Raw genomic sequence first — 19977 nt, forward strand, 5'->3', positions numbered from 1 at the left:
GTCAGCCGGTCGCCCTCTTCAGCGCCACGCGCACGAGGTCGTTGAGGCCAGCATCCTCGCCCAGTTCCTCCACCGCGCGCGCCACAGCGGTGGTGGCCACGGCGGGCTTGAAGCCGAGGTTTTGTAGCGCCGAAACCGCATCCGCGCTGGCCGATCCTGCGGGCACGGCCAGGCCGATATCGCCGCCCGCACCCACCGGACCGGACAGGCCAGCAAGCCCGCCGGCCTTGTCCTTCAGTTCATTGACGATGCGGCTGGCGAGCTTCGGTCCCACGCCGTTGGCGCGTGCGACCATGGCGCTGTCGCCGTTGGCGCAAGCGCGCTGCAGTTCCTCGACCGAGAGCGCCGAGAGGATCGCCAGCGCCACCTTGGAGCCGACGCCCTGCACGGCGGTAAGCAGGCGGAACCATGCGCGCTCGCCCGCACTGGCAAAGCCGATCAGGCGCTGGTCGGTTTCGGACACCTGCATCTCTGTATGGACGACGACCTTGTCGCCCGCGATGCCCAGATGCGTGAGCGTCTTGGCCGAGCAGTGCACGAGATAGCCGACGCCGTTCACGTCGATTACGGCCCAGTCCGGGCCCGTATCGTCGAGAATGCCGGTAAGCTTTGCGATCATGCTTTGTTCCTATGCACGGCAGCGCGCGCGGCGGCAAGAGCGGTTCGCGCGCGAGTGACCTGCAGGGATGATCCCCCCGGATGACAGGCGCAAAGCCATCGCCTATCGCTGCGGGATGATGGGGGATCACCAAACAGTGCAGGCATCGCGGCTCGGCGCCGGCTGGATGGCCGCGATCTTGGGCGTGGTGCTGCTGGGCCTCGGACTGCGCCTCGCCACCTTCTCGCTGTTCGATCTGCGCTATGCCGACGAATTCATGCAGTACCTTGAACAGGGCAACCGGCTGGCCACAGGGCATGGCATCCGCCCGTGGGAATGGCGCTTCGGGTTGCGCAACGCGCTGATCCCGCAAGTGCTGTCGATCCCGTTCGCGCTGGGCCATGCACTCGCGCCGGGCACGCTGCTGGGCCTTGAACTGGCGCGCTCTCTGTTCCTGGCCCTGGCCTGTCTCGCCCTTCCGGCGGCGTGGAAGCTGGGCGGGCTTGCGGGACGGGCACAGGCGCTGGTGGCGCTGTTCGTGGCGGCGGTATGGTGGGAAAGCGTGCTCTACGCCAACCTCGTCCTTTCCGAGACGCTGGCAACGGTGCTGCTGCTGCTTTCCGCCGCGCCGCTGCTGGACGCAAGGGCGTCTGCGCGCGCGTTGTTTGTGGCAGGCCTTGCCGCCGGGCTTGGCGTGCTGGTGCGCTTCCAGTTCGGCCTGTTCGCCGCGGTGCTGGCGGGTGCAGCACTGCGCCTCGATCTGGCGCGCTGGCGGGCCTTCGCGCTCGGCGCAATGGCGGCGGGCGCAGTCGGCGCGGCGAGCGATCTTGCGGCCGGACTGGTGCCCTTCCAATGGATCTGGACCAACCTGACGATGAACGTCGGCCAGAACCGCGCCAGCGAGTTCGGAACAGCGCCGCCGCTGCAATATGTCACCGAACTGGCCCGGCATTTCTGGCCACTGCTGCCGATCGTGCTGGTGGCAGCGTGGATGGCTGGGTGGCGCTACCGTCCGCTGTTCTGGGCGGCGATCGTCAACATCGCGGCGCACAGCCTGATCGCGCACAAGGAATATCGGTTCATCTGGATCTCGGTGCTGGCGCTGCTGGTGCTTGCCGCGATCGGCTCGGTGGAAGCGGTCCTGCGCCTGCAGAGCCGGCGCGGCGCGGCGATGACGCCGCTGGCGCTGGCCCTGATCATTGCCGGATGGGCCAGCGCCAGCGGCATTGCCGCGCGGGCGAACGGCGGGGTTCTCGCCGGAAGGATCGGCGGGGCCGTGCCGCAGCTTGCCAACCGCGCAGCGAGCGATCCGGCGGTCTGCGCGATCGGGCTTGCCTACGAAAATCGCGCGCACCTTGTCCCCGCGCTGCTTGCAAGGCCCGTTCCGATCCTGCTTGCGCCCGAGCCGCTTTCACCGCTGCCGGCAGGGTTCGCCAATGGCGCCAACGCGCTGTTGCTGGAGCGCCCGCCATCCGATCCGCGCTTTGCCAGGATCGCCTGCGGAGCATTTGCCGACAGCGAATTCTGCCTGTGGCAAAGGCCGGGCGCCTGCGCCCCGGCACCGCGCTGGAGCTACCAGGCCATGCTCGAGGCGAACAACCTGTGACGGTCTAGCCGAGCAGATTGCTCAGCACGTCGGGGTGAAAGCCGAGCCCCAGGAAGCCGCACAGGCCCATGAACACGCCGAAGGCACCGATCGCCCACGCAGCCGCCAGTACGGTGGCGCTTTCCACCAGCGCAGCCACTGCGGCCATCGAGATCGCGGTGGAGATGGCTGCCTCGCTTGCGTCGAACTGGTCGTCGTGGACGTTCAGCGCGTCATAGAGATCGGCTTGCGCCTTGGCTTGCAAGGCAAGCGCCGGAGCCTCGCTACGATAGCGCGCGCTGTCGCGATCGAAGATTGCCAGCGCGGCGTTCGCCTTTCCCGCCGGGGCGAGCGCCGCGAGTTGCGCCCGCGACGTTTCCACCAGGTGCTGCTTCGTCCGGGTCGCCTGATATTCGTTCCAGAGGTCGACCGACTTCGATTGCGCGGCCTCCATCGCCTGGACGATGTTGCCGTCCTTGATGCCGCAGACGCCGGTGAACACCGACAGCGCCACCACGGTGATCGCAACCGCGCGGTTCAGGCGCTTGTCCTTGGCTTCGGCAGAGACTTCGACTTCCATGCGCGCGAGTGTGTCGCGCCTCGTCTGGCGCCGCGATGACCGCAACCCTACGGATTGGACAGGTCAGCGATGGCTGCCGAGCATGTTCGCATGCGTGATCGCCACGGCCAGCGCGTCCGACGCATCCTCGCCCGCGAGCTTCACGCCGGGCAGCAGCACCTTGAGCATGTGCTGGATCTGCTGCTTTTCGGCGCCACCGGTACCGACGAGCGCCTTCTTGATCACCTTGGTCGGGTATTCCGCGACCGGGATGCCGGCGCGCGCGACCGACAGCATCGCGACGCCTCGCGCCTGGCCGAGCTTCAACGTCGACTGCGGGTTCACGTTGACGAAGACTTCCTCCACCGCGCCGCTGTCAGGCTTGTAGAGGTCGATCACGGTGGCGAGCGCGGCGTCGAGTTCGACCAGGCGCTCGGCCATGCTCGCCTTGGCGTCGGTGCGGATCTGGCCGTTGGCGACATGGCTCAATCGGCTGCCGGCCTTGGACACGATGCCCCAGCCGGTGCAGGTAAGGCCGGGGTCGATTCCCAGGATGATCATCGCGGCGCGCGCATCACAGCTTCAGGCCGAAGCGCGGCCCGAAATGCATCATGCCAAGGTAGAGCGCGATGGTCAGCATGCACCCGGCGGCGAGCGCCAGCCAGAACGGCGTGCCATGGCGCAACAGAGCCGGGATCAGGAGGAACATCGGCAGGCTGGGCTGGACGTACCAGAAGGTCGCCTCGGCATGGACGGCCATGTTTTCGGCGTCGGGCCGGGCATGCCACAGGAAGATCATGCCCAGCACCGAAACCAGCGGCAGCGAAGCGACGAGCGCGCCCAGTGCGGGCAGGCGCTTGCCGATTTCGGCGATGGCCGCGATCAGCACGCCCGAGAGCAGCGCCTTCGCGGCCAGTTGCCACATGTCGATCAGCCCAGCGTTTCCATCACGTCGTCGGGAATGTCATAGTTCCCCCAGACTGTCTGGACGTCGTCGTCGTCCTCGAGCACGTCGATCAGCTTGAGCAGGGTCGCGGCGTTGTCCGCATCGACCGAGGTCTTCATGCTGGGCTTCCACGCGAGCTTGACGCCTTCGGCCTCGCCCAGGGTCTTTTCCAGTTCGCGCGCGACTTCGTGCAGCGATTCGACCGCGACCCAGATCTGGTGGCTGCCGGGGTTTTCGTCGCCATCGCCCGGATCGCTCTCGACGTCTTCGGCGCCCGCTTCGATCGCGGCTTCGAGGACCTTCTCCTCGTCACCCGCCTTGCCCGGGTATTCGATCAGGCCGAGCCGTTCGAAGCCGTGGCTCACCGCGCCGCTGGCGCCAAGGTTGCCGCCGTTCTTGGCGAACGCGGTGCGCACGTTGGTCGCGGTGCGGTTGCGGTTGTCGGTCAGCGCTTCGACGATGATCGCGACGCCGCCCGGGCCGTAGCCTTCGTAGCGCACTTCTTCATAGTTATCGCCTTCGCCCTTGCTCGCCTTGTCGATCGCGCGGGCGATGTTGTCCTTGGGCATCGACTGCGCCTTGGCCGCGTTGATCGCAGCGCGCAGACGCGGGTTCATGTCCGGATCGGGCATGCCCATCTTCGCCGCCACGGTGATTTCGCGGCTGAGCTTGGAGAACATCGCGGAGCGCTTCTTGTCCTGCGCGCCCTTGCGATGCATGATGTTCTTGAATTTGGAATGGCCTGCCATGGTCGTGCTTCTTGCGGCTCTTGATGGAGTGAATCTGGGGCGGCCCTAGCCGTTTCGGCGGATGCGGGCAATCTTTGGCGGCCAAACTTTGGCCGCAAGTCCCGCGTGCTAGGCCGGTATTAACGCGTAGACCGCCATACCGGCATCATGAACGGCCTGACCCCCGACGCTTTTGCAGCCTTTCGCAACTATTTGCGCCGTCCCGTGCAGCTGACGCCGTCGGGCCTGCGCGCAGCCGGGGCGGGGCGCCTGTGGCTCGGCATGGCGGCCCTGCATCTGATCGTCCTGCTGTTGGTGCTGCTGCCCTTCCTGAAGGCCTGGCAGGCGGCTTTCGCGCTGCCCGCTCCCGATGCCTATGGCAAGCTGGCGCCGCAAGTCATGGCGCCCTTGGTCGTGCTGGTGGCGCCCGTGCTGGAGGAAGCGATATTCCGGGGCTGGCTGACAGGCAGGCCGCGCGCCTTGTGGCTGCTCGGCTGCCTTGCGGCGCTTGTCACGTTGGGGATCGCCGCAACGATCGGGGCCGCGCCGCTGCTCACGAGCGTGGGGGTTCTCGTCCTGCTCGTGGCCACGCCTGCGGGCTGGTTCGCGCTGCGCCGCCGCCCGCCGCTCGCACTGTTCGACCGTGCCTTGCCGCTTTTCTTCTACGCCAGCGCCGGGATCTTCGCGCTGTCTCACCTTGCCAACTATCCGCGGTTCAGCGTTCCCGCGCTCGCGCTGGTGCTGCCGCAACTGTGGACCGGGCTGACCACCGGGTTCGTGCGGATGAGGCTGGGCCTGCCAGCGTCGATCCTGCTGCACATGACCTCCAACGCGCTGGCACTCGGCCTCGCCGCCATGTTGTCGATTCTATAGCAGGCGCTGCCACCAGCCGACGTCGCGCCACGCACCCAGCTTCCAGCCGACTTCGCGGTAGACACCGACCAGGGTGAAGCCAGCACCTTCATGCAGCGCGATACTCGCCGCGTTGGGCAGGGCAATGCCGGCGAAGGCTGCATGAAAGCCGCGACGGCTCAGCCGCGGCAGCAGTTCCGCATAGAGGTCGCGACCCACGCCTTGCCCTGCGCGATCCGCTGCGACGTAAACCGCTACGTCGCAGGACGAAGCATAGGCGGCCCGGGCGCGGTGTGCACTGCCATAGGCATACCCCGCCACCGCGCCGTCCTGCGTGGCGACCAGCCATGCATGGCTGGTCCCGTAGCTGGTGATCCGTTCGGCCATCTCAACCGCATCGGGCGCGTCCAGTTCGAAGCTCGCCCAGCTTTGTTCGACATGGGGGCGGTAGATCGCGGCGCAAGCAGCGGCATCGGCGGCCGAGGCATCGTGGATCGCGAGGGTCATGACCCGGCCTTGATCACCTTGCCGCCCTTCATCACGAAATCGACGTGCTCCAGCCGCGACACGTCGTTCAGAGGGTCGCCGCCCACCGCGATGATATCGGCCGGCATGCCCGGCGCGATCCGTCCGACCGTGTCGGTCCGCCCCAACAATTCCGCGGCGTTCGTGGTCGCTGCGACGATCGCCTGCATCGGGGTCATGCCCGCCTCGACCATAAGCGCGAATTCCTGCGCGTTCAGGCCGTGCTTCGATACGCCGGTGTCGGTGCCGAAGGCGATCTTCACGCCCGAGCGGATGGCAAGTCGATGGCTGGCTTTCATCGCCGCCGCGGCCTGTTCGGCCTTCGCGATCGAGGCCGGCGGCAAGGCACCGGCTCGCGCCTGGGCCAGGGCGGCAACCGGCGCCATCATCGTCGGCACCAGCCATGTGCCATGCGCGACCATTGCCTTGACGGTCGGCTCATCAAGGAAGGTGCCGTGCTCGATCGAATCCACGCCCTGCGCCACAGCGGCCGCCGTGCCAGCCGCGGCATGGCTGTGCGCCGCAACCTTGCGGCCGAAGCTGTGCGCGGTTTCGATCACCGCCCTCATCTCCTCGCTGGTCATCTGCTGGCCAAGCCCACCGGCGACGTTCGACAGCACGCCACCCGTCGCGGCAAACTTGATGACCTGCGCGCCAAGGCGGATCTGTTCGCGCACGGCCCGGCGACAATCGTCCGCACCATTGCACACGTTGTTGTAATCGCGGGGGTGGAAGGCGTCGAAGCTCTCTTCGTTAAGACCGTTATTGTCGCCGTGGCCGCCCGAGACCGAGATCATTTCGCCCGCATTGACGATCGTGGGCCCCTCGATGTCGCCGCGCGCGGTCGCATCGCGCAGCGCGCGAATGCCGCGTGGCGGACCGCCCAGATCGCGCACCGTGGTGAAGCCTGCTTCGAGCGTTTCCTTGGCGTGCTCGGCGGCGATGAAGGCGCCGTCCTCGCGGTCGCGCGTGGTCGCTTCGAGCCGCGCCTTCATCGGATCGCCATCGCTGAACAGGTGGACGTGAAGATCGGTCAGGCCCGGTAAAACGAACTTGTCGCCAAGCTCGACAACCTTGGCGCCTGCCGGTGCCGGCACGCTGCCATCGCGGATTTCGGTTACCTTGCCATCGGTGACGATCACGGTCGATGCGCCGCGCGGCGTTTTTCCTGGCTGGTCTAGCAGATGGCCGGCGTGGATGTAGGTGATGTCCGCCGCCTGCGCGACGACGGGTGAAAGGCTGGTGGCCAGCAAGGTGGCGGCAAGGACGCGGCGCATCGACGGTAATCTCCCCTGTAGTTGCAGCGGAGACTACCGTGCTGGTCGCGTAGGTAAAGGCTGCCAGCGCTCAGCCGTTGACGATGGTTCCGCCATTGGGATGGAGCACCTGGCCCGACATGTAGGACGAATCCTCGCAGGCGAGGAACAGGAAGGCCGGCGCGACCTCGTTGGGTTGGCCCGGCCGGCCAATCGGCGTCTTTTCGCCGAAGTGTTCGAGCTTTTCGGGGCTTGCCCCGCCACTCGGGTTCAAAGGCGTCCAGATCGGCCCCGGGGCAACCGCGTTCACCCGGATGCCATGGCCGATCAGGTTTTCCGACAGCGATCGCGTGAAGGCAGTGATTGCTCCCTTGGTGCTGGAATAGTCGAGCAGTTCGGCTTCGCCCTGGTACATCGTGACCGAGGTGCAGTTGACGATCGCCGCCCCGGCCTTCAGGTGCTCACGCGCCGCCTGCACAAGGTAGAACATCGAGAAGATGTTGGTCTGGAAGGTGCGTTGCAGCTGCGCCGCTGTAATGTCGCGGATGTCCTTGTCGGGATGCTGCTCGCCCGCATTGTTGACCAGAACGTCCAGCTGGCCCCAGGTTTCGATGACCAGATCGACCAGTGCCTGGCCCACTTCGGGATCGCCCAGGTCTCCGGCAAAAGTCAGCGCCTCGCCGCCCTCGGCTTCGCACAGGGTCCGCGTTTTGGCCGCATCGTCATCTTCGCTGAGGTAGGCGATGGCGACCTTGGCCCCTTCGCGCGCAAACAGCACGGCCACGGCGCGACCGATCCCGCTATCGGCGCCGGTGACAATCGCGACCTTGCCCTTCAGCCGCCCCGAGCCGGGAAAGCGCGGCTGCCATTCCGGCTTGGGCTCCAGCGTGGATTCATGTCCAGGCAGCCCGTCTTCGTTGATCGGCGGGCGGACATCGGCGGAAAGGGTGGCTTGTTCGGACATCGGCTGGCTCTCGCAGTAAGGGACGAGAGGCCAACCGAGGCCGGAAGGGGCGGTTCCGTCGCCAGCCGGGGGCTGCGACGGAACGGGCTCAGTCGATGCCGAGCGCGTTCTTGTAGGTTTCGAGCACGGCTTCCATCTCGCGGCGGTCGTCGGGCTTCATCTTCCGCAGGCGGACGATCTGGCGCATGATCTTGGCGTCGTAACCGGTGGCCTTGGCCTCGTTGTAGACGTCCTTGATGTCGTCGCCGATGCCCTTCTTCTCTTCTTCGAGGCGCTCGATGCGCTCGATCAGAAGGCGCAGGCGGTCGTCGGCGGATTCGGCCATCGGGATACTCCGGGAAAGGCTGAGGGAAACTGGAAGCGGGGCCTTTAGGACGCCTGCGCCGATTCGCGCAAAACCCCGCCTGTGGAAATGTCAGTCATCCTCGTCGGCCGCTTCGGCTGCCGGGGCAGAACGGCCCTTGAAGCCTTGCGCGATGACGTACCACTCGGACGAATCCTTGCGGCTCGCGGGCGGCTTGGCATGCTTCACGGTGCGGAAATTCTTCTTGAGGATCTGCAGCAGGTCGCCGTCCGTGCCGCCGGCAAACACCTTGGCGACGAAGGCACCGCCAGGCGCGAGCGTGGTGATGGCGAAGTCGACGGCCGTCTCCACCAGTCCCATCGTGCGCAAGTGGTCGGTCTGCTTGTGACCCACGGTATTGGCCGCCATGTCCGAGATCACGAGGTCGGGCGGCCCGTCGAGCGCGCCTTCCAGCGCGGCGGGCGCCTCGTCCGCCATGAAGTCCATCTCGAAGATTGTCACTCCATCGATCGGATCGGTGGGCAGCAGGTCGATGCCGACGACGGCCGCCTGCGGGGCCTTCTTGCGCACCACCTGGCTCCACCCGCCGGGCGCGATCCCCAGATCGACCACGCGCTTGGCACCTTTGAGCAGGCCGAACTTCTCGTCGAGTTCGATCAGCTTGAAAGCGGCGCGGCTGCGCCAGCCTTCGGCCTTGGCCTGCTTGACATACGGGTCGTTCAGCTGGCGGGAAAGCCAGCGGACAGAGGATTGGGTGCGGCCCTTGCCTGTCTTCAACCGCTCGCGCGGGTCACGTCCGGAACGGCTCATGCGCGCGCGCCTTTCTTGAGATTGCGCAGCGCTTCGCGGCTGCGTTCGGCGTCGTTGCCTGCGGCCATCAGGCTGCGCAGGATGCCTTCGCGGATGCCGCGATCGGCAATGCCGAGGCGGTCCGCAGGCCAGATGTCGAAGATCGATTCCAGGATAGCGCAGCCCGCGACCACCAGATCGGCGCGTTCGCGCCCGATGCAGGGCACGGCAACCCGTTCGGCCGGTGACATGCGCGAAAGCGACTGGCTGATCGCCCGCATCGATTGCGTCGGCACGATCAGGCCATCGACCGCGCGGCGATCGTATTGCGGCAGTTGAAGGTGCAGGCTGGCGAGCGTGGTCACCGTGCCGCTGGTGCCCAGCAGCCGGATCGCGCCGCGCTTCACCGCGCGTTCCCGTTCGTCGGCCACGCGCTCGGAAAACGTGGCGAAGCCTTCGTCGACCCGCCGCCGCATTTCCGCATAGGCTGCGGCGCGCGCTTCGGGACTGTCCTCGATGGGCCCCACGCCTTCGGTCAGCGAGACCACGCCCCACGGGACCGATTGCCAATCGAGAATGCGCGGCACCGCCTCGCGCGTGTCGACCAGCACCATTTCCGTGGATCCGCCGCCGATGTCGAAGATCATCGCCGGGCCATCGCCGTGTTCCAGCAGGATGTGGCAGCCGAGCACGGCAAGCCGGGCTTCTTCCTGCGCCGTGATGATGTTGAGCCGGATGCCGGTTTCTTCGTAGACCCGCTCGATGAAGGCAGCCCCGTTCGAGGCGCGCCGGCAGGCCTCCGTCGCGACCGAGCGCGCCAGATGCACATTGCGCTTCTTCAGCTTTTCCGCGCAGACGTGAAGGGCCGCCAACGCGCGGTCCATCGCCGCATCGGAAAGGCGGCCGGACTGCGCGAGGCCTTCGCCAAGGCGCACGACGCGGCTGAAGGCATCGATCACCACGAAATGGTCACCCGAAGGACGCGCGATCAGCAGACGGCAGTTGTTGGTGCCAAGGTCGATCGCGGCATAGGCTTGGCGGTGATAGGGGATCGGCTTGGTCCAGCCGTGCGCGCGGGCAGCATCGCCGATCGATGCTACCGTGCGGGCGGCCGCATCTTGTCCGCTTTCGGTCCCGCCATGGGGAGGCGGGAGGCCCTTGCCTGCGCCGGCGCTCTTCGGCTGGCTGGACGGCCCGGAACTACGGGTCGCCTCAGGGGACGCAGCCTTGGGCAAAGATGGCTTCTTGCCTTTTCTTCTGCCGCTGCGCTGCCCCCGCCGCTTCTTCGCCGGCGGATCGAAGTCCGCCATGATTGTCAAATCGCTTTATGTTCTCCCGTGCGCTGATCCGCGACGGGTACTTGACCATCATGGTAGCGATGCCGCGTGTCCGGCACAAGGCACCCTGCCGCAAAGGCTGTTGGGGCGGCTTGACACGATCTTGAGCCGCGCCTAAGTGCGCGCCTCTCGTTGCCCCGTCGTCTAAAGGTAAGACTACGGATTCTGATTCCGTCTATCGAGGTTCGAATCCTCGCGGGGCATCCATCTTCCTGAAATTCCTCAAGCGAAACGCGTCGGCGGCGACGTGCGCCGTGCCTTTCGGGCCGGCCAGCGGGGCGCTGGTGCCGGCCCGTTGTTCATCAGCCATCGCTGCAGTTGCGGTGGTGCGCGGAATGTTCGTTGGCATGTTCCCAGGCGTTTTCGATGCCATGGTTTACCGGCCAGCCTTTTTTCGGGCCGACGTCACCGGGAAGGCTGCTCGCAGGACGCCCGTTGCTGGCGCCATAGGCGACAAGGCTCACCTTCGGCAGGCTCGTGGCAGAGCGCGTTTCCTTTGCGGCGGCGGGGACGGCCAAGGAAAGCGCGGGAAGCGCGATGGCGAATGCGATCGAAGTGCTCAGGTTCTTGTAGGCAGGCATCGGGATCCCTTTCGTGGTGGTCCACCGGGATCTGACCAACTCCAGGTTGCGGAACGTTATTAGGACCGGGTTAAGCAGGATGCTTAAGATCCGGATAATTCCCGTATCGCGCTGGTAAGGTTTCGTTATCCTCCAGCCACTTCGCATTTGCGAAAAAGCGTTAATGCGCTGCACAATGGTTTGCGAAACGTGTCCGGACCGGAGGAAACGATTGCACTTCTGCATCCACGAAGCGACAGACATGGGCCATGAGCAACACTCCCCCAGAGCGCGATGACGCCGCCAACCGCGAGCTGACTCGCGCGAAGTTCTACAAGGCCGAGCAGGAAGCAGGCTTCGTCGAATCCCAGCCACGTACCACCCCGCAGCAGCAGGACCCGGCCTACCGGCTGGCATTTCGCGACACCGACTTTCTTCTACGCGAAGAGCTCCGCCCGGTGCGCTTCCAGCTTGAACTGCTGAAGCCCGATATGCTGCTCGACGAAGCGGGCATCGGTTCGACCCTGGTGATGTATGGTTCGGCGCGCATCCCTTCGCCCGAGATGGCAGAGGCCGCGCTGGCGACGGCCACCACGCCGGAAAAGAAGGCGGTCGTCGAACGGCTGGTCGCCAAGTCGAAGTATTACGAGGAGGCCCGCCGACTTGCCTTCACGGCCTCGCGTTGCGCCGTGGTCGAACAAGGAAAGCGGCAGTTCGTGGTCTGCTCGGGCGGCGGACCGTCGATCATGGAGGCGGCCAATCGCGGGGCCGAGGAGGCGGGGGCCGAATCGATCGGGCTCAACATCGTGCTGCCACACGAACAGGCGCCCAACCCGTACGTCACGCCGCACCTCTCGTTCCAGTTCCACTATTTCGCGCTGCGCAAGATGCACTTCCTGCTGCGCGCCCGCGCCGTTGCGGTGTTTCCCGGCGGCTTTGGCACCTTCGACGAGTTCTTCGAGCTTCTGACGCTGATCCAGACCGGGAAAATGAAGCCGATCCCGATCCTGCTCTTTGGCGCGGACTACTGGAACCGCGTGATCGACTTCCGCGCCATTGCAGAGGAAGGCGTGATCAATTTCGAGGATCTCGCGCTGTTCCGCATGGTCGAGACGGCCGAAGACGCGTGGAAGCACATCGTCGAATTCTACGCGCTGGACTGCGACTGACCGTCCGTATGAGGCGCGGGACATGACCACGATCCGCACCGAGCGGCTGCTGCTTCGTCCTGCCCGCGCCTCGGATCGCGATGCGCTGCACGCAATAATGCGGCAGCCGCGCGCGATGGCCTACTGGTCCACGCCGCCGCACGAAACGGCCGATGTCACGGCCGAGTGGCTCGACAACATGATCACCATCCCCCCTCACGAAGGGGAGGACTTCGTTGTCGAAAAGGACGGTGTCCTGGTCGGGAAGGCGGGATTCTACCGCTTTCCCCATCTCGGCTACCTGTTCGATCCATCGGTCTGGGGCCTGGGCCTTGCGTCGGAGGCGGTCGGGGCGCTGATCGCGCGCGCGTTCACCCATCACCGGCTGGAGCGGATTCTTGCTGACGTCGATCCGCGCAACGCGGCCTCGATCCGCCTGCTCCAACGGCTCGGCTTTCGGGAAACGCATCGCCAGGCGCGGACATGGCTGGTGGGCGATGAATGGTGCGACAGTGTCTACTTCGCGCTCGATCGGCCATAGCGAGGCGAGCACATGACGGCCGACGAGCGCCCTGAAGGTGACCGGCTCCGCCACCGCTGGCGGCTCGACGAAAACGTCGAGAAAAGAAAAGCAATCCACCACAGGATGTTACCTCGCAGCACCCTTAAAAGGGTAGCTCGGCGTTATTGACTCGTGGGAAGTTTGATAATTTCCTCGAACGACCGGATGGCGGTTCGAGGAAGTCGGGATGACTGCGAATATTGCGCAAGATCCGGTTCACGCTAGAAAAGCCGCCATCGCTGCGACGATCGGATGCGGGCTTGAATTCTATGATTTCATGACCTTTTCTTACTTTGCCATCCAGATCGGAAATTGCTTCTTCCCCTCGCATGACCGCTACACGAGCCTGATGGGTTCGCTCGCCACGTTCGGTGTCGGCTTCCTCGGTCGGCCGGTCGGAGCGCATGTCCTGGGCCGACTCGGAGATCGCATCGGTCGAAAGCCTGTGATGCTGCTGTCGATGGTGTTGATGGGTCTCGCCGTCACAACGATGGCCCTGACCCCGTCCTATGCCACCATCGGAATCGCGGCGCCGATCATCGTCGTCTTTGCCCGGCTGGTGCAGGGCTTCGCCCTTGGCGGGGAGGTGTCCTCGGCGACGGTCTATCTGGTCGAAGTGGCCCATCCGATGCGGCGGGCGACCAGTGCCAGCCTGCAGGGCGTCTGCCAGTTTGCCTCGACCAGCGTTGGCGCGCTCGTCGGCCTGCTCCTTTCGAGCCTGCTGAGCCCGGAGCAGCTGACCATCTGGGGCTGGCGCGTCGCGCTGCTGATCGGAGCGGCGGTCGTGCCCTATGCGCTTGTCCTGCGTCGCATGCTGCCCGAAACCGCCCCCAGCACCGCATCAACGAAGCCATTGGACAAGCAGGACGCATCCGCCCGTCCTTCGCGCGGCGAATTGCGCATTGCCCTCGCCGGGGCGGGGATGATCACCGCCGGCACCATGTTCACCTATGTCAGCAACTACACCACGACCTTCGGGCAAAACCAGCTGCATCTCTCTTCATCCGCCGCCATGCTTGCGCAATTGATCGGCAACGTCATCGCCGCCTTGGCCGGCGTCGCGGGCGGCATGCTCAGTGACCGTTTCGGGCGCCGGCCGCTTCTGATCCTGCCGCATGCGGCCCTCATCATCGTGATCCTCCCGCTCTATTCTTGGCTTGTCGCGCAGCCGTCGATCGTCTCGTTGACGATGGTGACCGGGATCCTGGCCGCCTTGCGCGTGCTGACAGGCGCATCGATCTATGCCGCGATCAGCGAAACGATCGCCCCGACGCGTCGGGTCCACTGGTTTGCGCTGATCTATGCCTTGCCGGTGACGCTGTTCGGCGGGGGCACGCAACTGTTCATCACCTGGCTGATGCACGCCACGGGTACGGCGATGTCGCTTGCCTGGTACCTGGTCGGCTCACAAGTGCTGGGGCTTTGTGCAGCGCTCTTCGTGACGGAGAGTGCGCCGGTGCGACGCCGGCAGCCTGAATTCGCGCTCGCCTGACGGCTTACCGTACGGCCTGATGTCCCAGCGGCCCGTGGCCTTTGCCGAGGCCTGGTGCCGCCAATAGTGCGGCGCGGACGAACTCGCGCGCGTCTTCCACCGCTTCGTCGAGCGGCAGCCCCATGCCGAGCAGGGTGGCAATCGCGCTGGACAGGGTGCAGCCCGTGCCATGCGTGCTGCTGGTCGCGATGCGAGGCGCTCCCCAGCGCCGTTCGCCCGCGCCGGGCACGACGAGGCGGTCGATCACTACCGCGCCGTCGGCATCGCCCCCCTTGGCCAGATAGGCGACGGCGCGCCCAGCCATCGCTTCGTCCCCGCCCAATGCGGCAAGTTCGGGCACGTTCGGCGTGGTCAGGGTGGCGATCGTCATCAGGCGTTCGAATGCCGCGATCGTTGCCGGATCGGCAAGGATCGAACCGCTGGTGGCCACCATCACCGGATCGAAAACGATCGGCACGCCAAGGCCCTCCAGCCTGTCCACCACGAGATGCGCGATCTCGGGCGAACCGAGCATGCCGATCTTGATCGCATCGGCGCCAATATCGTCGAGGCACGCGTCGATCTGCGCGGCAACCAGTGCCGGCTCGGTTGCGGCAACATGCGTGACACCGGTTGTGTTCTGCGCGGTGAGGGCGGTGATCGCGGTCATCGCGTATCCGCCGAGCATGGTGATCGTCTTGATGTCGGCCTGAATCCCGGCGCCGCCGGAACTGTCGGAGCCGGCAATCGAGAGGATGCGCGGCGGTGTCACGCCGCGCCCTTGAAGCGCCGTTCATCCGAAGGCGGGTTCTTGGCATGCAGCGCCTTCGCCCGCGTCGGACGGTCTGTCAGCTCGCCGCCGCAGTTGGGGCAGCGATCGTCGAGGTCTTCGCTGCATTCGGCGCAGAACGTGCATTCGAAGCTGCAGATGAACGCGCCGGGCGCTTCGGCCGGCAGGTCGGTGCCGCAACGTTCGCAATCGGGGCGCATCTCGAGCATGCTCAGGTCTCCTGGTGCGCGCTTCCGATGGTGATCGCGTGCGCGCCCGCCTTCTCTAGCGTGCTCCGGTTCCGTTTCAACCAGCGGCCTTGCGCACTGCACTGCAGATCCGGTCGACGACGGTCTCGACTTCGGCGGCATCGTCGCCTTCGGCCATCACGCGGATCACGGGCTCGGTGCCCGACGGACGGATGACCAGCCGCCCGCGCCCGGCGAGCTGCGCCTCTGCATCGGCGATGACCTTCTGGACGTCCTCGTTATCCAGCGGCTTCCCGCCGGCAAAGCGCACGTTCTTGAGCAGCTGCGGTACCGGGTCGAACAGGTGCAGGGTTTCGCTCGCCGGCTTGCCGCTGGCGACAAGCGCGGCCAGCACCTGCAGCGCCGCCACCGTGCCATCCCCTGTGGTGCCATGGTCGGTCAGGATCATGTGGCCGGACTGTTCGCCGCCCACGTTGAACCCGCCCTCACGCATCTTTTCGAGCACGTGGCGATCGCCGACTGCCGTGCGGACGAGGTCGAGGCCCCTGGAGTTGAGATAGCGTTCGAGGCCCAGGTTCGACATCACCGTCGCCACCACCCCGCCGCCGCGCAGTGCGCCCGCGTCGGCAAGCCGGGTGCCGATCAGCGCCATGATCTGGTCGCCGTCGACCGTCTGGCCCTTTTCATCGACCACGATCAGGCGGTCGGCATCGCCATCCAGCGCAATGCCGATGTCGGCGCGCACTTCGCGGACCTTGGCCTTGATCGCATCGAGATGGGTCGAACCGACGCCTGCATTGATGTTCTTGCCATTGGGCTCGACACCGATGGCAATCACCTCGGCGCCCAGTTCCCAAAGCGCCGATGGTGCCACGTGATAGGCGGCACCATTGGCGCAATCAACCACGATGCGCAGGCCATCGAGCCGGACGTTGTGCGGCAGGCTGCCCTTGACCGCGTGGATATAGCGCCCGCGTGCGTCCTCGATGCGACGGGCGCGGCCCACTTCCGCGCTCGCGGCGAGCGGCAGTTCCTGCTCGAGCATGGCTTCGATCGCCGTTTCGTCTTCGTCCGAAAGCTTGAAGCCATCGGGGCCGAACAGCTTGATGCCATTGTCCTCGAACGGGTTGTGGCTGGCCGAGATCATCACGCCGACGTCTGCGCGCATTTCACGGGTCAGCAGCGCCACCGCCGGGGTGGGCATGGGGCCCAGCAGCACCACGTCCATGCCCACGCTGGTGAAGCCCGCGGTCATTGCGTTTTCCAGCATGTATCCGGAAAGGCGGGTATCCTTGCCGATGACAACGCGATGGCGGTGCGAACCGCGCAGGAAATAGGTGCCGGCCGCCTGGCCGACCTTCATCGCCGTGGCTGCGGTCATCACGCCGGCATTGGTGCGTCCGCGAATGCCGTCGGTGCCGAAGAACTTGCGTCCCATCGCAATAATAGTCCCGTGCTGGCGCGTCCTTGATGGCACGCGAAGTTGCTATGTCGCGGCGCATAGCTAATGTCATCTCAAGATGAGCTTACCGCACCCTGAAAAGTCGTCCATCTCGCTGCCCCCGATTGCCCAGGTCTCGGCAATCTGGACATTCGCGGCCCTTGCGGCCGGCCTTCTCGGGGGGCTTGGCCTTGCCTTCGCGGCGCCGGGCGCTCTTCCGGCGGTGCTGGCGGTTTCGGAGCCGGTCGGCGATCTGTGGCTGCGCGCGTTGCAGGCAACGATCGTTCCGCTCGTCGCCGCGCTGCTGTTCACCGGTGTGGTGCAGACGATGGCGACGGCCAGCGCCGGCGCGCTCGCCCGCCGCAGCCTTGGGCTGTTCCTGCTCGTACTCGGCTTCAGCGCGGCAATGTCGCTCACGGTGACGCCGCTGATCCTCGACTTGCTGCCGATCCCGGGCAACGCCGGCGATGCGCTGCGCAGCAGCCTGGGCGGAGCGCCCTCAGGGCCGGTTCCGGGGATGGCGGACTACCTCAAGTCGATCATCCCGACCAACGTGCTCGATGCCGCGGCGAACGATCGCATGTTGCCGATGATCCTGTTCATGTCGGTCTTCGCCATTGCCAGCACGCGGCTCGAGCCTCGGCAGCGGGACCTGATCGCCACCTTCTTCGCGGCGATCGCGGCGGCGATGCTGGTGGTGATCGGCTGGGTGCTCGCCGTGGCGCCGGTCGGTGTTCTCGCGCTCAGCCTCACCGTCTCGGCCAAGACCGGCGCGGCGGCGATCGGCGCGCTGGCGCACTATGTGCTGGTCGTGGTCCTGACCGGCTCGGTCGTCTGGCTGGCGGGCTATCCTCTCGCCGCGTTGCTCGCGCGGAAGCCGCTCGGGCGCTTCGCCCGCGCCATGGTGCCGGTCCAGGTCTTCGCATTGTCGACCCAGTCCTCGCTTGCCTCGCTGCCGGCGATGCTGGGCGCGTGCCGCAAGCTCGACGTGCGCGATTCCACTTCTGAATTCGTCATGCCGCTAGCCGTGGCGCTGTTCCGCGCGACCAGCCCGGCGATGAACCTTGCCGTGGTGGTCTACGTTGCCCGCTGGTACGGCGTGCCTTTGAGCCCGGCGATGATCTTCTCGGGCTGGATCATGGCCGTGCTCGTGTCGCTGAGTTCGGTCAGCTTGCCCGGCACGATCAGCTATGTAGCCTCCGTCGGTCCCATCGCTATTGCGATGGGTGTGCCGGTGGGGCCGCTGGCGCTCCTCGTCGCGGTCGAAGTGCTGCCCGACCTGATGCGCACGCTGGGCAACGTGACGATGGATGTCGCGGTCACCGCTGCGGTCGATCGCGGGCTGGCTGCTCCTGCCAAAGGCGATGAGCCGAAAGGCTGACGCGGCAGGCCGTGCCGCGCTGCAATAATCGCTATTTCCTTTGATCCCTATTCAAAATTCTCGCTGGACCGCTGCGGTGCAGCGCTTAGGCGCTGGCCGCAACCGATGCCTTTCTGGGGCGTTGGTCCGCGAAGCAACTTTCACGATACGGAGCTGACATGGCCATTTCCCTGCTGCCGCTGCCCTATGCCGATACCGCGCTCGAGCCGGCGGTGTCCGCGACCACCCTGCAGACCCACCATGGCAAGCATCACAAGGCTTACGTCGACAAGACCAACGCCGCGATCGAAGGCACCGATCTTGCTGACAAGAGCCTTGAGGACATCGTCGCGGCCGCGCAGAGCAAGGGTGACAAGGGCCTGTTCAACAACTCGGCGCAGACCTGGAACCATGGCTTCTACTGGCACAGCCTGACGGCTGAAGCCTCGGCACCGGAAGGCGATCTCGCCGCCGCGATCGATGCCTCTTTCGGTTCGCTCGACAAGCTGAAGGCCGAACTCGCCGCACAGGGCACCGCGCACTTCGCCTCGGGCTGGGTGTGGCTGGTCGCCAAGGACGGCAAGCTGTCGGTCGAACAGACCCACGATGCGGCCACCTACAGCGACCTTTCGGGCAACCCGCTGCTCGTGATCGACCTGTGGGAACACGCTTACTACATCGATTACAAGAACCTGCGTCCCGACTATCTCAAGCAGGTGATCGACACGCGCCTCAACTGGGCCTTCGCGGCCGAGAACCTCGCGCGCGGTTCGGTCTGGGCCTACCCGGCCTGAACGGTCGTAGCCCGGTCCTGCGGCATCGTGCTGTCAGGACCGGGTTCGCCCTCGGCCGAGGGCAGGGGTAGCGGCGGCTCGAACAGCGGCTCGCCGAACAGGAACCCGACGATATTGGGCCGGCCGAGATGTTCGAGCAGTGCCGACAGGGTCAGCAGGATCGGCACGGACAGCAGTGCCCCCAGAACGCCCCAGATCCACGAGAAATAACTGATCGCGATAAGGATCGAGACCGGGTTGAGCGTAAAGCGCGCACCCAGGATCGATGGCGTGACAATGTTCGCCTCGATGGCGTGAAGCCCCAGGAACAGCAGCATCGGTACAAGGCCAAGGGCAATCGAACTGGCGGTGCCGAGCCCGACCAGTGCAAGCAAGCCCATCATCGTGAGTGGTCCCAGATAGGGCAGGAAGTTGAGCACGAAGGCCAGGCCGCCCCACATGATCGGCGCGGCAAGGCCCCAGGCCCAGGCGCCGCCTGCCACGATGCAGCCGACCGCGAAATTAACCTGCGCCACGGTCAGGATGTAGTTGGCGACCCGGTCCTGCACCGCGCGCATGATCCGTGCAATCCGCACCGACGCTCCGAAGTGCTGGCGATCAAGCAGCAGCCGCCGCTTCATGCGGATACGGGATTCGATCATGAAGAACGTCATCAGCAGGGTCAGCAGCGTTTCGAGCACGACGCTCGGCGTGGCGAAAGCGACCTGCTCGATGACCGAAGGCGTCGCCAGTACAACCTCGCGCGCGGTGCGGCCGGAAAGGCGCGCGAGCTGTCCGTTGAGGTCGCTGATCCATGCAAATTCGCCGCGCAGCTGCGCGAACCGCTGGACGACCTGGCGGGCCATTGACGGTACCTGGTCGACCATGACGAACGCGGGCTGCAGGATCAGCGAAAGCGCCATGACGATGACCGAGATCATCGCCAGGATCGCGAAGAACGAGGCCAGCATGTTGGGCATGCCCACGCGCACGAGCCGGTCGGCCAGCGGCGACAGCACGATCGTGAAGATCATCGCTGTAACGGGGGGAAGAAAAACGACCGATCCGATCGAAAGCACGAAGGGAAGGGCCAGGAACAGGCCTAGCCCCAGTACCAGCAGGATCGCGGACAACAGCCGGTTGCGCTCGTCGGGCTGGCCCTCGTCGGGGGTCGTGCTTGGAAGACTGGTAGGCTCGGCAGGATCCACGACGTCGTTCGACTTTCAGCAGGACAGGCGACG

At 65.8% G+C, this 19977-nt stretch carries 23 protein-coding genes and 1 tRNA gene; 8 read left to right on the forward strand and 16 right to left on the reverse strand.

All coding sequences use genetic code 11. From position 1 onward, the window contains the following. Window position 1: 1 nt before the first annotated feature. Window positions 2–619 carry a Holliday junction branch migration protein RuvA gene (gene ruvA, locus AACH40_RS00930; protein WP_338643831.1) on the reverse strand — a complete coding sequence of 206 codons (618 nt, stop codon included), beginning with the start codon at window positions 617–619 and terminating at the stop codon, window positions 2–4. A 136-nt stretch (window positions 620–755) separates the two neighbouring features. On the opposite strand from ruvA, the gene AACH40_RS00935 reads away from it, so the two are divergent. Continuing rightward, window positions 756–2204, forward strand: a complete 1449-nt coding sequence (locus AACH40_RS00935; protein WP_338643832.1) for a hypothetical protein — start codon at window positions 756–758, stop codon at window positions 2202–2204. A gap of 4 nt (window positions 2205–2208) precedes the next feature. On the opposite strand, the gene AACH40_RS00940 is transcribed toward AACH40_RS00935, so the two are convergent. From AACH40_RS00940 to AACH40_RS00955, 4 genes are all read right to left on the reverse strand, one after another. Then, window positions 2209–2763 (reverse strand): DUF4337 domain-containing protein, encoded by a 555-nt coding sequence (locus tag AACH40_RS00940; protein ID WP_338643833.1) that lies wholly within the window; start codon window positions 2761–2763, stop codon window positions 2209–2211. Window positions 2764–2826: 63 nt separating this feature from the next. Continuing rightward, window positions 2827–3303, reverse strand: coding sequence for a crossover junction endodeoxyribonuclease RuvC (gene ruvC, locus AACH40_RS00945; protein WP_169494750.1), 477 nt, complete (start codon window positions 3301–3303; stop codon window positions 2827–2829). A 13-nt stretch (window positions 3304–3316) separates the two neighbouring features. Then, the gene (locus AACH40_RS00950; protein WP_338643834.1) at window positions 3317–3667 is read right to left on the reverse strand and encodes a DUF3147 family protein; all 351 of its coding nucleotides are present in this window, start codon (window positions 3665–3667) and stop codon (window positions 3317–3319) included. Between the two features lie 5 nt (window positions 3668–3672). Then, entirely contained in the window at window positions 3673–4437 is a 765-nt protein-coding gene (locus tag AACH40_RS00955; RefSeq protein ID WP_169494748.1) for a YebC/PmpR family DNA-binding transcriptional regulator, read from the reverse strand. Between the two features lie 147 nt (window positions 4438–4584). On the opposite strand from AACH40_RS00955, the gene AACH40_RS00960 reads away from it, so the two are divergent. Next, window positions 4585–5289 (forward strand): type II CAAX prenyl endopeptidase Rce1 family protein, encoded by a 705-nt coding sequence (locus tag AACH40_RS00960; RefSeq protein ID WP_338643835.1) that lies wholly within the window; start codon window positions 4585–4587, stop codon window positions 5287–5289. On the opposite strand, the gene AACH40_RS00965 is transcribed toward AACH40_RS00960, so the two are convergent. The 6 genes from AACH40_RS00965 to AACH40_RS00990 form a co-directional block, all read right to left on the reverse strand. Continuing rightward, window positions 5284–5775 carry an arsinothricin resistance N-acetyltransferase ArsN1 family B gene (locus AACH40_RS00965; protein ID WP_338643836.1) on the reverse strand — a complete coding sequence of 164 codons (492 nt, stop codon included), beginning with the start codon at window positions 5773–5775 and terminating at the stop codon, window positions 5284–5286. The genes AACH40_RS00960 and AACH40_RS00965 overlap by 6 nt on opposite strands. Further along, a complete protein-coding gene (locus AACH40_RS00970) occupies window positions 5772–7070 on the reverse strand; it encodes a metal-dependent hydrolase family protein (protein WP_338643837.1) in 1299 nt (432 codons plus the stop codon). The genes AACH40_RS00965 and AACH40_RS00970 overlap by 4 nt, the downstream gene beginning before the upstream one ends. Before the next feature lie 70 nt (window positions 7071–7140). Beyond that, window positions 7141–8013 carry an SDR family oxidoreductase gene (locus AACH40_RS00975; protein WP_338643838.1) on the reverse strand — a complete coding sequence of 291 codons (873 nt, stop codon included), beginning with the start codon at window positions 8011–8013 and terminating at the stop codon, window positions 7141–7143. Window positions 8014–8101: 88 nt separating this feature from the next. Beyond that, a complete protein-coding gene (locus AACH40_RS00980) occupies window positions 8102–8338 on the reverse strand; it encodes a DUF2312 domain-containing protein (RefSeq protein WP_169494743.1) in 237 nt (78 codons plus the stop codon). A gap of 90 nt (window positions 8339–8428) precedes the next feature. Then, window positions 8429–9127, reverse strand: coding sequence for an RlmE family RNA methyltransferase (locus AACH40_RS00985; protein WP_169494742.1), 699 nt, complete (start codon window positions 9125–9127; stop codon window positions 8429–8431). Continuing rightward, the gene (locus AACH40_RS00990) at window positions 9124–10416 is read right to left on the reverse strand and encodes a Ppx/GppA phosphatase family protein (RefSeq protein WP_169494741.1); all 1293 of its coding nucleotides are present in this window, start codon (window positions 10414–10416) and stop codon (window positions 9124–9126) included. The genes AACH40_RS00985 and AACH40_RS00990 overlap by 4 nt, the downstream gene beginning before the upstream one ends. A gap of 160 nt (window positions 10417–10576) precedes the next feature. Between AACH40_RS00990 and AACH40_RS00995 the strand changes: the two genes are divergently transcribed. After that, window positions 10577–10650 (forward strand) — tRNA-Gln (locus AACH40_RS00995). Between the two features lie 95 nt (window positions 10651–10745). Here AACH40_RS00995 and AACH40_RS01000 read toward each other — a convergent pair. Continuing rightward, window positions 10746–11024, reverse strand: a complete 279-nt coding sequence (locus AACH40_RS01000) for a hypothetical protein (RefSeq protein WP_338643839.1) — start codon at window positions 11022–11024, stop codon at window positions 10746–10748. A gap of 248 nt (window positions 11025–11272) precedes the next feature. Between AACH40_RS01000 and AACH40_RS01005 the strand changes: the two genes are divergently transcribed. The 3 genes from AACH40_RS01005 (at window position 11273) to AACH40_RS01015 (ending at window position 14205) form a co-directional block, all read left to right on the forward strand. Next, window positions 11273–12172, forward strand: a complete 900-nt coding sequence (locus AACH40_RS01005) for an LOG family protein (RefSeq protein ID WP_338643840.1) — start codon at window positions 11273–11275, stop codon at window positions 12170–12172. A gap of 22 nt (window positions 12173–12194) precedes the next feature. Continuing rightward, window positions 12195–12692, forward strand: coding sequence for a GNAT family N-acetyltransferase (locus AACH40_RS01010; RefSeq protein WP_338643841.1), 498 nt, complete (start codon window positions 12195–12197; stop codon window positions 12690–12692). A 208-nt stretch (window positions 12693–12900) separates the two neighbouring features. After that, a complete protein-coding gene (locus tag AACH40_RS01015) occupies window positions 12901–14205 on the forward strand; it encodes an MFS transporter (protein WP_338643842.1) in 1305 nt (434 codons plus the stop codon). A 4-nt stretch (window positions 14206–14209) separates the two neighbouring features. On the opposite strand, the gene thiD is transcribed toward AACH40_RS01015, so the two are convergent. The 3 genes from thiD to glmM form a co-directional block, all read right to left on the reverse strand. Then, a complete protein-coding gene (gene thiD / locus AACH40_RS01020) occupies window positions 14210–14956 on the reverse strand; it encodes a bifunctional hydroxymethylpyrimidine kinase/phosphomethylpyrimidine kinase (RefSeq protein ID WP_338643843.1) in 747 nt (248 codons plus the stop codon). Beyond that, entirely contained in the window at window positions 14953–15183 is a 231-nt protein-coding gene (locus AACH40_RS01025; protein ID WP_338643844.1) for a DUF1272 domain-containing protein, read from the reverse strand. The genes thiD and AACH40_RS01025 overlap by 4 nt, the downstream gene beginning before the upstream one ends. Window positions 15184–15259: 76 nt before the next feature. Next, window positions 15260–16600: a phosphoglucosamine mutase gene (gene glmM, locus AACH40_RS01030; RefSeq protein ID WP_338643845.1), complete on the reverse strand. Its 1341-nt coding sequence runs from the start codon at window positions 16598–16600 to the stop codon at window positions 15260–15262. A gap of 82 nt (window positions 16601–16682) precedes the next feature. Here glmM and AACH40_RS01035 point away from each other — a divergent pair, with 82 nt between their 5' ends. Both AACH40_RS01035 and AACH40_RS01040 read left to right on the forward strand, forming a co-directional pair. Beyond that, window positions 16683–17984, forward strand: a complete 1302-nt coding sequence (locus AACH40_RS01035) for a dicarboxylate/amino acid:cation symporter (RefSeq protein ID WP_338643847.1) — start codon at window positions 16683–16685, stop codon at window positions 17982–17984. Window positions 17985–18142: 158 nt separating this feature from the next. Then, window positions 18143–18757 (forward strand): superoxide dismutase, encoded by a 615-nt coding sequence (locus AACH40_RS01040; protein WP_338643848.1) that lies wholly within the window; start codon window positions 18143–18145, stop codon window positions 18755–18757. Here the strand turns inward: AACH40_RS01040 and AACH40_RS01045 are convergent. Further along, a complete protein-coding gene (locus AACH40_RS01045) occupies window positions 18745–19944 on the reverse strand; it encodes an AI-2E family transporter (RefSeq protein ID WP_169494731.1) in 1200 nt (399 codons plus the stop codon). The two genes, AACH40_RS01040 and AACH40_RS01045, sit on opposite strands and share 13 nt — an antisense overlap. Window positions 19945–19977 lie beyond the last annotated feature (33 nt).

This window comes from Novosphingobium olei (assembly GCF_037076535.1).
Lineage (GTDB): Bacteria > Pseudomonadota > Alphaproteobacteria > Sphingomonadales > Sphingomonadaceae > Novosphingobium > Novosphingobium olei.